The sequence below is a fragment of the Moritella sp. Urea-trap-13 genome (assembly GCF_002836355.1).
Taxonomy (GTDB): domain Bacteria; phylum Pseudomonadota; class Gammaproteobacteria; order Enterobacterales; family Moritellaceae; genus Moritella.
In genome coordinates, this window is sequence record NZ_PJCA01000035.1 from 40,793 (window position 1) to 55,695 (window position 14,903).

11 protein-coding genes are annotated in these 14,903 nt (G+C 40.4%); 3 read left to right on the forward strand and 8 right to left on the reverse strand.

Translation table 11 applies throughout. The annotated features are described in order from the left end of the window. Positions 1–207 precede the first annotated feature (207 nt). The gene (locus tag CXF93_RS16430; protein ID WP_101063657.1) at positions 208–735 is read left to right on the forward strand and encodes a ferritin; all 528 of its coding nucleotides are present in this window, start codon (positions 208–210) and stop codon (positions 733–735) included. Between the two features lie 178 nt (positions 736–913). Continuing rightward, positions 914–1,207, forward strand: a complete 294-nt coding sequence (locus tag CXF93_RS16435) for a DUF406 family protein (protein ID WP_101063615.1) — start codon at positions 914–916, stop codon at positions 1,205–1,207. Between the two features lie 156 nt (positions 1,208–1,363). Here the strand turns inward: CXF93_RS16435 and CXF93_RS16440 are convergent, their stop codons facing one another. From CXF93_RS16440 to cmoA, 6 genes are all read right to left on the reverse strand, one after another. Further along, complete coding sequence (locus CXF93_RS16440) at positions 1,364–2,326, reverse strand: alpha-L-glutamate ligase-like protein (protein ID WP_101063616.1); 963 nt, start codon at positions 2,324–2,326, stop codon at positions 1,364–1,366. After that, positions 2,326–3,822, reverse strand: coding sequence for an inactive transglutaminase family protein (locus CXF93_RS16445; protein ID WP_101063617.1), 1,497 nt, complete (start codon positions 3,820–3,822; stop codon positions 2,326–2,328). Before CXF93_RS16445 ends, CXF93_RS16440 begins: the two co-directional genes overlap by 1 nt. 2 nt (positions 3,823–3,824) lie before the next feature. Next, a complete protein-coding gene (locus CXF93_RS16450) occupies positions 3,825–4,628 on the reverse strand; it encodes an ATP-dependent zinc protease (RefSeq protein ID WP_101063618.1) in 804 nt (267 codons plus the stop codon). A 447-nt stretch (positions 4,629–5,075) separates the two neighbouring features. Further along, positions 5,076–5,897: an ATP-dependent zinc protease gene (locus CXF93_RS16455; RefSeq protein ID WP_232784244.1), complete on the reverse strand. Its 822-nt coding sequence runs from the start codon at positions 5,895–5,897 to the stop codon at positions 5,076–5,078. Positions 5,898–5,988: 91 nt separating this feature from the next. Next, complete coding sequence (cmoB, locus tag CXF93_RS16460; protein WP_101063620.1) at positions 5,989–6,981, reverse strand: tRNA 5-methoxyuridine(34)/uridine 5-oxyacetic acid(34) synthase CmoB; 993 nt, start codon at positions 6,979–6,981, stop codon at positions 5,989–5,991. Positions 6,982–7,110: 129 nt separating this feature from the next. Further along, positions 7,111–7,839 carry a carboxy-S-adenosyl-L-methionine synthase CmoA gene (gene cmoA, locus CXF93_RS16465; protein ID WP_101063621.1) on the reverse strand — a complete coding sequence of 243 codons (729 nt, stop codon included), beginning with the start codon at positions 7,837–7,839 and terminating at the stop codon, positions 7,111–7,113. A 371-nt stretch (positions 7,840–8,210) separates the two neighbouring features. Here cmoA and aspS point away from each other — a divergent pair, with 371 nt between their 5' ends. Then, positions 8,211–9,989: an aspartate--tRNA ligase gene (aspS, locus tag CXF93_RS16470; RefSeq protein WP_101063622.1), complete on the forward strand. Its 1,779-nt coding sequence runs from the start codon at positions 8,211–8,213 to the stop codon at positions 9,987–9,989. A gap of 116 nt (positions 9,990–10,105) precedes the next feature. Here the strand turns inward: aspS and CXF93_RS16475 are convergent, their stop codons facing one another. Both CXF93_RS16475 and CXF93_RS16480 read right to left on the reverse strand, forming a co-directional pair. After that, positions 10,106–12,292 (reverse strand): bacteriohemerythrin, encoded by a 2,187-nt coding sequence (locus tag CXF93_RS16475; RefSeq protein ID WP_157824463.1) that lies wholly within the window; start codon positions 12,290–12,292, stop codon positions 10,106–10,108. Between the two features lie 202 nt (positions 12,293–12,494). Next, positions 12,495–14,897: a Lon protease family protein gene (locus tag CXF93_RS16480; RefSeq protein WP_101063624.1), complete on the reverse strand. Its 2,403-nt coding sequence runs from the start codon at positions 14,895–14,897 to the stop codon at positions 12,495–12,497. Positions 14,898–14,903 lie beyond the last annotated feature (6 nt).

The window sequence follows — 14,903 nt, forward strand, 5'->3', positions numbered from 1 at the left end:
TATTATATTTTCATAAGAGTGTTAACTGGGTCATAAATATTAAAAAATAACGTATTGTGTAATTTTATTTCAACATCGCCTATGGCGCGTTTAATTGCTGCCGTATGCTTAATCGTAGAAAAAATTTGTGAATATGACAAAGTTATTGTTAATTTAAGACGTGTTGCGGTAGCATTGCCGGAACTGTTTATTATAGGATTTTATACTATGCCAAAATTATCTAAGGTTATGGCGACAGCGCTTAACCAACAAATGACAAAAGAATTTACTGCTTCGCACCTTTATCGCAGCATGGCATCTTTTTGCTACGCATCTGATTTTATTGGCGCAGGTGATTTCTTTTATAAGCATGCAGCTGAAGAGCAGGTACATGCCCAGTTATTATTCCGTTATATGATCGACCGCGGCATTCAGCCATTGATGGAAGCTATTCCTGCGGCAGAGTCTGAATTTACAGATCTACTTGATGTGTTTAACAAAGCATTAGACCATGAAGTAATGATCACAGAGTCTATTTCTGAGATCCTTGGCTTAGCGCATGAACTCAGAGATTTCCAATCTGTTGCTCACCTTAATACATTAATGGAAGAGCAAACAGAAGAAGAAGCATTATTTAATGGTATCGTTAGCCAAATCCGCCGTGTTGGTGTTGATAACGGTTACGGTCTATTTATTATGGATCAAGAATTAAAAGCAATGAGTACTGCGCCAGCGCCGACGCCAATTACTATTTAGTTTCTTTTTAGTATTTTGTACTTTTAGCTTACCTTTTTATATTAGTTAAAAAGTCGACTATTTTAATATAAAAACCGCTTATACTCAGGTGTAAGCGGTTTTTTGTTTTTAGAACTTATACTTTAGTGGTATGGTTGCTGAGGTAGAACGTAAATTTAAATTAATAGGTAGAATAATTATGTCGAATAATAACAACACTGATATTAAAGATTGCTGTGGTGCATTTGCCGAAATTGGTAGCATTATTCAGCCTGACGATACCGAGCTATCTTTCCCTATTGCTTTTGACTCGCAACTTGCAGCAGATGAAAAACGCAGTGAGCTTGAAGCTTATGTGAATGAGCAATTTGGTGAAGAAGTAACGATTGATTTTATTGCGCAGGGTGAAAATGCTTACCTAGTGACGTTACAATTTACTTGCACTGCTGAAAAAATGATTTTTGAAATGAACTTGCGCCATTTAATGGCTTAGTATGTTGCAGAAATACGCTATTCAATACAGTTTTTCTCGACCTACTATCTCGTTGTAAAATGCGTTGACAGTGTATTGAATAAATAAAGGCATATAGCGTTAACTATATGCCTTTATTATTTTAAATGACGCCAATCCGGCCTAACGATTGATTCATTAGCTGAAGTGCTGTTTACAATAGGCAAGACGCTGGTCTAAATCCATATTATCAGTATTGGCAGCTTCAATCTGTTGTAATCTTGGTAGTAATCCCATGCCATTGGCAATCTGAATCGCCAGTCCAGGACGCGCATTCAATTCTAATAACATTGGTCCATGATCCCGGTCTAATACCACATCCGCACCTAAATAACCTAAGCCTGATATATCATAACACTGGGCCGCTAATCGAATAACTTCTTCCCAGTGCGGCACTTTTAATAGCGCTAATTCTTTCTGGGTATCAGGGTGATGAGTCACCATCGCATCATATTGCACCGCGTTTAACGCTTCACCTGTGGTGATGTTAATACCAACCCCAACAGCGCCTTGGTGTAAATTTGCTTTACCATCGGACATCGATGTTGATAAACGCATCATAGCCATCATTGGGATGCCTTTAAATACGATCACTCGCACGTCGGGCACTCCTTCAAAGCTATAACCCTCAAAGCTGTCATCAAAGACGATAAGTGCTTCCACAACGGCAACATCGATACCACCACCAAGTGAAAATAGACCGGCTAATATGTTAGAACAATGGCGTTCAATATCATCGAGTGAACATTCACTGCCACTGGGTTTGTAATAGCGACCAGCTTCGACTTTAGTGATAACTAAGATACCTTTGCCACCAGAACCTTTGGCTGGCTTGATCACAAAGCCATTAAGTCCGGCGATAAGCTTATCAACAGATTTAACCGAATGTTGGTTATTAACCACGCCAATAAGCTCTGGGGTACTAACATTAGCGTCTTCAGCTATCTGTTTGGTTTTTAATTTATTATCCACTAACGGAAACAACTTTCTTGGGTTATAGCGTGATATATACATATTATTACGCTGGTTCATTCCTAAGATACCTTGCTGCTTCAATTTACGCGGCTGAGCGAACTCTTTTAAAAATGAAAATGTCATCATTAGTCACCTTGCATGTCTTTAAAGCGGCGCAGTTCTAGCAGACGATAGCCAGTGTAAGTACCTAACATTAAGATGATTGACATAATGATAAGTTGTAAGCCAAGGAAGTTGAATGCCCAATAGCGTAATAGCTCATTACTAATGGTTAGATAGACAAGTACTGCAACGAATAAGCTACCGCCACCTTGTACAAATACTTCTTTCGCGCCTTCTTCTTCCCATAGAATTGACATACGTTCGATGGTCCAAGATAAAATGATCATTGGGAAGAAGGTGATTTTAAGACCTTCTGTTAAACCAATTTTGTATGACAGTACTGAGAACAGACAAATAATGGCGATCACGGTAATGATGACCACAGATATCCGTGATACCAACAATAAATTTAGTCGCGACAGGTAGGAACGGATCACTAAACCGATACCGACGATTAAGGTAAAGCCAATTAAACCAGTGGCGAGACTTGTTTGCACAAATGCCATGGCAATTAACACCGGCATGAAGGTGCCTGATGTACGTAAGCCGATAAGAATACGCATCAACACCACGATCATGACACCTAATGGAATCAGTAAAATACCTTTAAACAGCGCTTGTTCTTCAAGTGGTAGACTGTAGATACTGAAGTTTGAAAGATCGGTATCGTTGGCTTTCTCTTTCAGTACCTGCATAACAGGTTGAGTCTGTTGGATGATAGAGAAACTAACGCGAGAATTAGAACCACCAATGAGGTCTAATGTCGGTTCGCCGTTTTGTTCCCAAAGTAGCAAGTTATGTGCATCTGCTACTTGACCTAATTTAACATCAATTAAACGGCTATCATCTTCACCAAATACTAATACAAATGGTTGTAGTTGTTGTTGGCGACGACCGTCTTCAAGGTATAAACCTTTAACCAGTAATGCGGGGATATTGGCTTCATTAAGCAGCGCGACAAATAAATCGGATTTACTGCTTTCTTGGAGCATCAATGTCGCATTTTGGCCTAGATTATCACCCGAAAGTAATTTTAGTAATTCACGGCTATATGAAAATGCATCGGCGCTTTTTTCCATTGCGCTAGTAACAAGTTGCTCTGCCGCTATGTCATAAGGTGGTAACCAAGTCGTTTTATGAATACTGACATCTTGTTTATTGGCCACATCTAATGGAATGTCATTAGTCAGTACATTCACTTTGTAGTATAGATCTTGCTTGCCTTCGGCGTTACGAATTGTCCATTGTGCTCGATCATCAAGAAACGATAAGCCATAACCAGGAGACGCTGCTGTTTGATTTAAAACGGTGAAGTTACTTTGTGTTGAAGGGGTAGCAAAAGAAGCGTTAACCGCATCGCCTTGCGCTGTGAATTCAACTTTAGCTTCAATCATCCACGTCGAGTAAGTCTCACCCGGTAACCAAGGGATCTCACCACTGTAATGGCGTTGTGCGATACTGCCAACACCGAGTAGGAAAAGTATCGCAACGAAGATGCGAAATGGGATCTTAGATGGCATGATTAGTTAGTCCCTTTTTTAACTGCAGTCGGTTGTTTTTTAATAGACACCGATTTATTTTTCGGTTGAGTATACTTTTGCGCAACATCGACTATGGCAATGTCTTTTAAGAACGTGCGGCCTAATAGAATTGGGAATATCATGCGGCTACGATCTGCTAGTGTAAATTCAGTTTCTGTTTTTATACTACCAAGCTCAACGGGTATGCTAACAACATAACGTTCCAATGCTTTAGTAGCATTGGTTTGACGAATTTTAACGGTACGGACAACGGGCGCTTCAATTGGAAACACTTCATTATCATCTTTGTGGGATAAATTGAATTTAACCCAGTCACGGCCATCACGTTCAAATTTAACGATGTCAGTTGCATTTAATGACGAGGTCGTTGCGCCGGTATCGACACGTGATTTGAAATTAGTTTGTAATTGGTCAAACCATATCCATTCTTCTTGACCAAGAATGACTTTACCGGCGATGTCATTGTGTACTTTTTTGGTGGTTGGTATCACGATTGCTGTGGTTTTATTCACGGGTGTTTTAGCTCCCAGGCCGTCAAGCTGTTCTGTTAGTTTACTGATGGCTTCATCTTGCTCGCTGAACTTATCTGGTTGTGCTTGTAATGTCGTTAATATTTGTTGTTGTTGCTGCAAAATAGTTTCTATCTGCGCCTGTTGCTTGCTGACAATCGCGGTATTTTCTTTATTTTGTGTCATGGCACAGCCACTTAAAAATACAAGGCTAAGAGCACTAGCAATAGCGATCTTTGATGTTTTTAGTGTGCGAGTTGTAGTTGTATTTTTCATTCGATATTTGGCCCTGTTGACTGCTGAAAAAGAGGGTTAGTTCACCAAAGTGGGGTAATAGTTCCGTTATTCTTATATAAACAATATATATTTTTAATATAATGATGATCTTTATTTTTAAAATATGCTTGTCGACCTTAAAAATAATGACTATCTATTTAATAACAATGGTATTTAATCGATTATAGTTGTTTTTAAGATAGATGTTCATAATAACGGTATTATTACACCTCAGAAATGTGAAACATGTCTAATACAATAGTTATATATCAATTATTTATACGGTAGTTGTTTATGAATTGCAATTTATCACTGTAATTTTTTGATTACTATGGGCGGTTATTACTAAGCGGAGAATGTGGATGGGCAGTGGTGGAACAATATAAAGAAGCTGTTATAGAGTGCGAGCTAATGTATCACTTCGCACTCTAAATTAATGATGATGAATTACTGAGTGATGGACTTAGTTGATGTGTAAGTACGTGCAACATCAACAATGACAATGTCTTTTAAGAATGTACGTCCAAGTAATACCGGAAATGACATGTGACGACGGTCGGCAAGGGTAAACTCAGTTAAGGTTTTTAGATCACCCAGCTGTACGGGTAATTCGATAATAGGACGGCGTGTCGGCTCACTGCTATTGGCTTGGCGGATCAAAATAGTACGTGCCACTTTTGCTTCAATGACTTGGTCATCATTGAGACTTTGATTGAAGTTAAAGCGAACCCATTTTTTGCCATCCCGTTCAAACTCAACAATGTTGGTCGCGTTTAATGATGAGGTCGTTGCACCTGTATCGATGCGGGCTTTATATTGTTCTTTTAGATCATCGAGCAAGACCAGTTCTTCTGAGCCGATCACTCTTTTCTCCAGCGGTGTTATCCCTTCGGTTGACTGTGCAAGGGACAGATGGTTATCGCTGGATTGAGTTTTTTTATCGGCTTGGCAAGTCGCAATGCGCTCGCTATTGTCGATGACTTGTTGGCGTAATTGCACATAATCTTCGAGCTTACTGTTAAGTTGGCTGATGTTTTGTGTTTGGTGAGCAAATAAAGCTGGCTGTTTTTGTAATTCAGCTAAAATGGTATTTTGTTGTTCAACTAATAACGTTATTTGTTCACTCTGTTGTTCAATTTGAGATTTCAGTAGCGCTGCGGTCTCTCCTTGATTAAGAAATTGATCCACATTCGCACAGCCTGAAAGTAGGGCGCTAATGATGACAGCGGTCATTAATTGACGAGGGGTTTTGAAAGTATCCATTTCCATTTCTAACTCTAAATTAAACTGTGGGCAATGTGCATAACGTAATGCGCTTATGTTTAAGCGAAGCGCCAGATTGGGCGCTTCGACTCTGAAGTTATTCGTCTAACTGCTCTGCATAAGGTTTAGTGGCAATTAATACCGCACGTTTCGGTGCAGGGTAGCCTTCAACCGTTTTACTGTGATCGTTCGGGTCAAGGAAATCAACCAATGACTCGTTACGCATCCATTCTGTCGCACGCTGCTCTTCGATACTGGTATCGGAAACATCAACGATACGCACATTTTCAAATCCGAGTTTTTCAACCCAAAGTTTGAGTGCTGCACAACTTGGTAAGAACCATACATTACGCATTTGCGCATAACGATCGCCAGGGACTAATACTGCTTGCTCATCACCATCAATCACTAATGTTTCTAATACTAATTCACCGCCATCACGCAGCTGGTTTTTAAGCTGTTCAATATGGTCAATTGGTGATTTGCGATGATATAGAACACCCATAGAGAAAACTGTGTCGAAGGCACGTAATTTAGGTAATTCTTGAATACCAAGGGGTAATAAGTGCACACGTTGGTCGTTATTGGCAAAATGACGGATTGCTTCAAATTGCACTAAGAACAATTGGCTTGGATCGATACCCACAACAAATTCTGCACCGTCACCGAGCATACGCCACATGTGGTAACCGCTACCGCAGCCTACATCAAGCACATAACGGTATTTTAACGGCGAGATAAACTCACGTAAACGTTCCCATTTCCAATCACTGCGCCATTCTGTATCAATGTGAATACCGTGTATGTTGAATGGGCCTTTGCGCCATGGATGGAATTTTTGTAATAGACTTTCGGTTTTACGCAGGTCGCTTTCGCTTAACTCACCCGGCGCACCAACTTCAAACTTGTCGGTAATATTGATGTGCTTGGTTTCGATTTTAGGTAGCTTCTTTAGTACCTTTTCCCAGCGCGGTAAAAAACCATGTTTATGTTCGCGTTCCCATTCGTGCATTTGTGCAGGCAGCGTGTACAGCCAATGGTGTAATTTGTTTTTCGCAATTATCTGGTAAAAATTTGAAAAGTCGATCATGGGTAACCTATATTACTTTCAATTAATGTTACTGCTTTAAATTAATGCAAATGCTTAAATTAATTTGGTGTATTGTGCTATTTATTTTCTATTTATGGTCGTGCGACTGTAGTGCCAATCGTGTCGGTGTTATTTAATCGCGACCATAGAACCAAAGTTAAAACACTGGAACCAAGAGTTGGCGCTACTAAAGCCGATATCTTTTAGACGCTTCAAATGTGTTTCAATACTGTCGGGACGCATTACATCTTCAATCGCGCTGCGTTTTTGACTTATCTCTAATTCGCTATACCCATTAGCACGTTTGAAATCTTCGTGTAAATTGATCAGTAAATCATTGACGTTTTCATCACCAAAGCAGAATTTCTCTGACAGGATCAGAATACCACCAGGGACTAAACCAGCATAAATTTTGGTGAGTAGCGCTTGGCGTTCTGCTGATGGAATAAATTGTAGGGTAAAATTCAACACTACAATCGATGCATTGGTGATATCCACCGCACAAATATCATCACACAGTACTTGTACTGGTGTATCACTTTTATAAGCGGAGAGATGGCGCTCACAACGCTCCAGCATTGCTTGCGAGTTATCTATCGCGACGATATTGCAATTGCTTGCTTGCACGTTACGGCGCATCGCAATAGTGGCAGCGCCAAGTGAGCAACCTAAATCATAAAGCTGGGTATTGTCTTGAGCATAACGCGCGGTCATCATGCCAATAGCAGAAATGATATTAGAGTAACCGGGTACAGAACGTTTAATCATATCCGGAAATACTTCTGCAACACGTTCGTCAAAGGTGAAGTCACCGATTTGATCTAACGGGGCTGAGAAAATCTGATCGCGTTGTTGCATTGTTATAACCTGCAATGAAAATTAGCAAAATAAGGCGACGTATTTTAGTTAAAATGACCAGCTTTGTCTCTAGCTAAACCGCATATAGATGGAATAATTTGCTTGTTTCGCTGTCGTGTTGGTTTTTTCAGCGTTAATAATGACTTTTTTGTTAACAAAATAACGGTTATTTAACCAACAAGGACAATTGCAAGCGGTGTGAATAAGCGGGTTCTTAGGCTGTTTGGCTATAACTGGAAGTAGTTTCGGGATAACTTGACGTTGTTTGAGTATAAGTATTGGTTGCGGTGCTAATTTCTATTACAATAACGGTAATTTTTTGAGGGTTGCCAAAGTGGCTACCCGATCCATCGATTAGTAGGATTATACAGATGCGCACAGTGTATTGCGGACAAGTAAATGAAGCACATATCGGCCAACAGGTTGAATTGTGTGGTTGGGTTAATCGTCGTCGTGATTTAGGCGGTGTTATTTTTATCGATTTACGTGACCGTGAAGGTATTGTGCAAGTTGTTTATGATCCAGATGTAGAAGCTGTATTTGAACGTGCTAGCCAATTACGTAACGAATTCTGTGTGAAAATCACTGGTACTGTACGTGCTCGTGAAGAACGCCAAGTAAATAAAGACATGGCAACTGGCGCGATTGAAGTTTCAGGCCTAGACCTAGAAATTATCAATAAAGCAGAAGCACTGCCGCTTGATTTCAACCAAGTGAACAGCGAAGAGCAACGTCTTAAGCACCGTTTCTTAGATCTACGTCGCCCAGAAATGAGCAACCGTCTTAAGATCCGTGCTAAAGCAAGTAACTTTGTTCGTCGTTTCATGGATGACCACGGTTTCCTTGATATTGAAACACCAGTACTAACAAAAGCAACGCCAGAAGGCGCACGTGATTACCTAGTACCAAGCCGTACGCATAAAGGTCAATTCTTTGCTTTGCCACAATCACCACAGTTATTTAAGCAACTGTTGATGATGTCTGGTTTCGATCGTTATTACCAAATCGTTAAATGTTTCCGTGATGAAGATTTACGTGCTGACCGTCAGCCTGAATTCACACAAATAGATATCGAAACATCATTCATGACTGCACCACAAGTGCGTGAAGTGACTGAACGTTTAATCACGAGCATGTGGAAAGAAATCTTGGACGTTGAATTACCAGCGTTCCCAAGCATGACTTATGCTGAAGCAATGCGTCGTTTTGGTTCAGATAAACCTGATCTACGTAACCCGTTAGAACTTGTTGACGTTGCAGACATCCTAAAAGATGTTGAATTTAAAGTATTCGCTGAACCTGCCAACAACCCGAAAGGTCGTGTAGCGGTATTATGTGTTACTGGCGGCGCTAAACTGTCTCGTAAGCAAATTGACGAATACACTAAATTTGTAGGCATCTATGGCGCGAAAGGCATGGCATGGATGAAAGTGAAAGACGTTGCCGCTGGTGCTGAAGGCGTACAATCGCCAGTAGCTAAGTTCTTAACAGCTGACGTGATCACTGCATTACTTGAGCGTACTAACGCCAAAGACGGCGATATCATTTTCTTCGGCGCAGATACAAACAAAATTGTAACTGAAGCTCTTGGCGCACTTCGTCTTAAAGTAGGTACTGATTTAGAACTTACTTCAAACGAATGGAAACCACTTTGGGTTGTTGACTTCCCAATGTTTGAAGAAGATGGCGAAGGTAACCTACACGCGGTTCACCACCCATTCACAGCGCCAATGGATGTTGATGCACAAGAGCTATTAGCTAACCCTGCTGACGCTATCTCTGACGCTTACGACATGGTTATTAATGGCTATGAAGTTGGTGGTGGTTCTGTGCGTATTCACAAAGGTGAAATGCAAAAAGCAGTATTCGAAATCTTAGGTATCGAAGCACAAGAGCAACAAGACAAGTTTGGTTTCTTGCTTGAAGCGCTTAAATACGGTACGCCGCCACATGCTGGTTTAGCATTTGGTTTAGACCGTCTAGCTATGTTGCTAACAGGTACTGATAACATCCGTGACGTTATCGCATTCCCTAAAACAACAACTGCTGCGTGCTTATTAACATCAGCACCAAGTGAAGCAAACCCAGCATCACTTGAAGAGCTAAGCATTGCTGTTGTGAAGAAAGAGAAAGCGACTGACGCTGAGTAATTTTATTCACCGCTATTTACCTACAATAGCGGTGATTAAGCATTACGGATAATAGCGGGTAAATCGCAGATAATAAAAAACGGATATAGCCTTAGGTTATATCCGTTTTTTTGTGTCTATTCAGATGCTGCTACAACGCAATTTCGACCATCATGTTTTGCTTGATAAAGTGCCTTATCGGTATGTGAAATAAATTCTTCGACATTAAAGGAGTTGTACTCGTGCCACTGGGCTAGTCCAATACTGACGGTGAGACGAATCGTATCTTGGCCATAAGGTACCTGCAGGTTACTGATATTATGGCGAAGTCGTTCAGCAATGACGTGTGCTTGGGTGCTGTTGGTTTCCGGCATTAAGATGGCGAACTCTTCACCACCAATACGCGCGACGATATCGGATGCTTTGACACTGCTGAAGCAGGCGTCGTAGAAATCGCGTAATACTTGATCGCCGCCAGCATGACCATAAGAGTCATTGATATTCTTGAAGTGGTCAATATCGAGTAATAATAATGACAACTTTTGTTTATCTTGTTTGGCAAAGCCAATTTCTTGTTTCAGGACCAAGTTAAATTTACGTCGATTTAATGCGCCAGTTAAAGTATCTCTTGATGCCAATTCACGGTACTTATCTCGCTCTTTACGGCGATCTAATAGCGATTGTTGCTGACGTTTAATGATATTTTTTGACATGTCAGCTTGTAATAATTTTCGGCGTAATGTTTCGTAAGCCTCGTACATAGCGCCAATTTCGTCACTGGATGTGGATGCATTCATTTGTTGGTTGTAATGGCCTAATGTGACTTGTTTTAACGCATGGGTAATTCGGCGAATAGGGGTAATAACACTGTGATAGAGAATGGTGAAAAGTAAGGTATTAAAAATGACAATAGTGCTAATTATAATAAGTACTAGATAAAACCTAGATTCTAATTTTTCGAGTTTTAACTGTGTTTTAACGTCGAGATCATTGATGATTTTATCTGCCACTATTTCGATGTCATCAATGCGATTTGTTAGTTGGATGAACCAAAATTGACTGTTTTGCTCTATTTCAGGTTTGAGCATGAAGTCTTCAATCGCGTTGCTAATAAATGCTTTTTGTTTTGCTATATTACATAACTGACCACACGCCTGGAGTTGCTCTGGGGTTGCTGAATAATTAAAAATGAAGATAGCATTGAGCTGCATTCCCAGTTGCATATAAATATGCTTGTAACGTTCGCTGTGCATTAACTCATGCTTGGATAGATCATCATCGATGAGTAATGTACCAATCTCTCGTTGTTGACCAAGGATCTCCTTCAATCCTACGATCGCATTAATCGCAGTAATATTATTAGCAAACTCGGCATCCATTTTGATATGCGATAAACGATTTACCCGCGATAATAGTTTACCAATAATCTCATTATAACCAGTTAGCATTTGCTCACTACTGATGTCGGTATTGTTTAAACCACTGCGAAATATGATCAACTCGGCAATGTCAATTTTGGTTGAGTTAATAAACTCAATTAACATAGGTTCAGTTAATAACGCCTGACGTGAATTGAGCAGCGTGGTAAACGTATATATTGCATCATTACTTTTGTGTTGTTGGGTGGTGAGCGCTTTAGAGAAACGTTTATAGTCTGAACTCATGTAGCTTGACAGTAATCCACGTTCGACTTGTAAGTTATGTGTTAGTGAGTTCACTTGCTGCACGATCTGGGTGAGATTATCTAACAGCTGCATATTTTTGTATTGTTGGTAATTGTCTTTAATTGCGATAAAGCTGAGTAATAACATACCAAGGATTGGTAATAACGAGGTAATAAGCACGCGAGTCGAAATGCTGACTCGATGACTTAGCCATTCCGATGTACGCTGGAATATGGCTTTCAATGAAACTGAATGTTTTGTTTCATTATGAAATGCATGTACATAATCCATGTCAGAAATGAAAATATGCTCAATCACCCAATCATATAAAAACTGACTTACTTGTTCTGCCGCATCAGTATCATTTGAATGTAACAGTTTATTCTTCAATTCAGGGAGTTGCTTTAAAAACGTTTGATGACCTTTTTTATGCTCAACAAAATCATCGAAGGCCATTGTCTCCATTAATGCTTCTTCATGCTTGAAATGCGCGGTACTACAAGCCGTAAGGTCAGCAAAATGTTGCTCCATCGTATCGGCATTCGCGTTGGTATCAATCGCTTCGATTATAGATGCAATAATAGAGAGGATCTGTTTATGATCGGTATCAATCTCATCGATACCAACAGACATGTCTTCATTCCATTTTAGACTGATCATCAGAGCGACTACTTAGCGTTGATTAAAGAAGTTGCAGTATAAAATTTAGTTGGTTTATGTCAACACATTTAATCGGAAAGTAACCCTAAATGTTTGTTTTTATTATTTTTGTTTATACTTATTCATGTTTATGTCGCTGCTGGGGAATACATTAATACGCAATGTTATTGCTGTCCCCATTCATTTGTTAAGCCGTATAAGTTTACGTGCTTGCGGTGGCGTTATTATTATCTTTGCGCAGATTGGTTAATCGACTTTGGGTTATACCAAAAACAGAGTTATGAGCATATTCGCCTTTATTGTTCATTGAGCCTGCGATGATGTTAGTGAGTAAATTAATCGCTTCGGTGACATGGTCAATTGCCCAAATATGAAATAGACCTTGCTCAACAGCGGCAATTACATCACTTCTTAACATCAGGTTATGCACATTAGCGCGCGGAATGATTACCCCTTGTGTTGATAATGTTGTAATCGATGAGCAAACATCAAAAAAGCCTTCTATTTTTTCATTTACGCCGCCGATAGGCTGGGCATGACCAAATTGATCCATGGAACCGGTGATGGCAATATCTTGACGTAATGGTACCTGAGAAAATGCCGAAATGATGGCGCTGCATTCGGCGAGAGAGGCACTGTCGCCATCGATTTGACCGTAAGATTGTTCGAACGTTAAACGCGTTGTGAGTGGGATAATTGCAGTTTGACCAAATACCGAAGCCAGATAAGCTGTTAGGATCATAACCCCTTTAGAATGGATATTACCACCGAGTTTGACCTGTCGTTCAATATCGAATATTTCACCTTCGCCAAAAGAAGCGGTCGCGGTGATGCGACCGGGAATACCAAATTGACTGTCTGCTGTTGCAATAACGGAAAGCGCATTGATTTGTCCTACCACGTGGCCCTTAATATCAATGAGCGTGGAACCATTCATAAAGCTTTGTAATAGATAGTCTTGTAATCTACCTGCACGTTGCTGTTTATTTGTCAGCGCTTGTTCAACATGGTGATAGCGAATAAGGGTGGCATTGGCGAGACGTGCACAGTAATTACTTTCACGTAATAAGTTGGCGATATCAACAGAATGTAAGGAGAGCATGTCTTGATCTTCCGCTTGGCGTGAACTGTACTCGATGATCCTGCTCATGGCTTTACGGTCGCAATGCAGCATATCGTTATCGTGGACAATGCTGGAAATGAACTTTGCATAGTTGGCTTCCGCTATCTCTGTTCTGGGCATGACATCTTCAAAATCGGCTGTAACACGAAATAACTCTCTGAATTCAGGATCATATTGTTGCAGTAGTTGATAAGTCTGATAATCACCAAACAGGATGATCTTAACCGAGAGTGGTATTGGCTCGGGATCTAACGAAATAGTACCTGATAAACTGACTTCTCTTTCCAGTGAGCTGAGGCTTAATTTATTGGCGCGCAAGGCTCGTTTCAAGCCATCCCAAACATAAGGTCGCTCCAGTACCTTGACCGCGTCAATCATTAATACCCCACCATTGGCACGGTGTAAGCTACCCGCTCGAATCAAGGAGGCATCGGTAAACACCGTACCTTTGAACGTTGCATTTTCGATATAGCCAAAAATAGTATGGTAATTGGGACTTTCCTCCACCACGATAGGGAAGGTGTTGGTTTCTTGGCAAACGAGTACGTTAATTTGATAACGGCGAGGCATTTTTTTGTCTAATGCGGCATAAGCCAAAGTAATATCATCCTCGCTATCTTCAACAAAGATATCAAGATTGTCTAATATGTCTTTATTCATGGCGATTAGATGGGCTTTCACCTCGGGCAGGTGACTGTATTTGTCTTTTAATTGCGTGGTGCAATGAACTAATACATCCTGAGCAATTTGCTCATCAAGCTTTTGGATCTTATCAGTGAACTCTTCTTCCCAAATGGTTAATTGACGAATAATGTCACGTAACTTTATTTCTAATTCTGTAATTTTAGTTTCAAAGCGCTTTTTTTGACTGTCAGTTAACGCGTCAAAATCGGTTTCAGAGTAGGCTTCATTTTTGTCGTTCATGGCGACGAGCTGGTAATCACCTTGTGCTGTTAATGTTAGGCTAATGCTATGTTGCTCGGCAGATTTCGTTAGATCTTGTAATATCGCTTCTTGTTTTTTTTCTAATCTGTTTTTCAGTTTTTCAGCGCGAGCGAAGTAGATCTCATTATCAAAGGCCATCGATAATGCTTTTACTAAGCGCAGGGTGAGGCTTTCTACCTCTTTTTTAAATTGATGCGCTGTACCAGCTGGTAGCCTTAATACTTTTGGGTGACGCGCTTCATCAAAATTAACCGTATAACACCAGTCAAAAATGGCCTGATTATTACTGCTTGGCTCATGGCGATTGAGATAGCGTAATATCATGGTGCGCTTGCCGAGGCCATTGTGGCCAAGGGCGTAGATGTTATAGCCTTTTTCTTTTATCGACATGGCGAATTCGACCGCTTGTTGTGCCCGGTCTTGGCCGATAATTTGATCGAGTGGTTGCAGATGTTTAGTTGACTTACAATCAGCTGCAAGCTCTGTGAGTGTTGAAATCCTATACAATTGATTACAATCTAGAGGTTTTATCGACATACAGTT

Bases quoted from the DNA above. Each gene is read 5' to 3' on its own strand.
- CXF93_RS16445 (WP_101063617.1), bottom strand. From the start codon at position 3,822: ATGCCATCTAAGATCCCATTTCGCATCTTCGTTGCGATACTTTTCCTA.
- cmoB (WP_101063620.1), bottom strand. From the start codon at position 6,981: ATGATCGACTTTTCAAATTTTTACCAGATAATTGCGAAAAACAAATTA.
- aspS (WP_101063622.1), top strand. From the start codon at position 8,211: ATGCGCACAGTGTATTGCGGACAAGTAAATGAAGCACATATCGGCCAA.
- CXF93_RS16480 (WP_101063624.1), bottom strand. From the start codon at position 14,897: ATGTCGATAAAACCTCTAGATTGTAATCAATTGTATAGGATTTCAACA.
- CXF93_RS16430 (WP_101063657.1), top strand. From the start codon at position 208: ATGCCAAAATTATCTAAGGTTATGGCGACAGCGCTTAACCAACAAATG.
- CXF93_RS16450 (WP_101063618.1), bottom strand. From the start codon at position 4,628: ATGAAAAATACAACTACAACTCGCACACTAAAAACATCAAAGATCGCT.
- CXF93_RS16440 (WP_101063616.1), bottom strand. From the start codon at position 2,326: ATGATGACATTTTCATTTTTAAAAGAGTTCGCTCAGCCGCGTAAATTG.
- cmoA (WP_101063621.1), bottom strand. From the start codon at position 7,839: ATGCAACAACGCGATCAGATTTTCTCAGCCCCGTTAGATCAAATCGGT.
- CXF93_RS16475 (WP_157824463.1), bottom strand. From the start codon at position 12,292: ATGATCAGTCTAAAATGGAATGAAGACATGTCTGTTGGTATCGATGAG.
- CXF93_RS16455 (WP_232784244.1), bottom strand. From the start codon at position 5,897: ATGGAAATGGATACTTTCAAAACCCCTCGTCAATTAATGACCGCTGTC.
- CXF93_RS16435 (WP_101063615.1), top strand. From the start codon at position 914: ATGTCGAATAATAACAACACTGATATTAAAGATTGCTGTGGTGCATTT.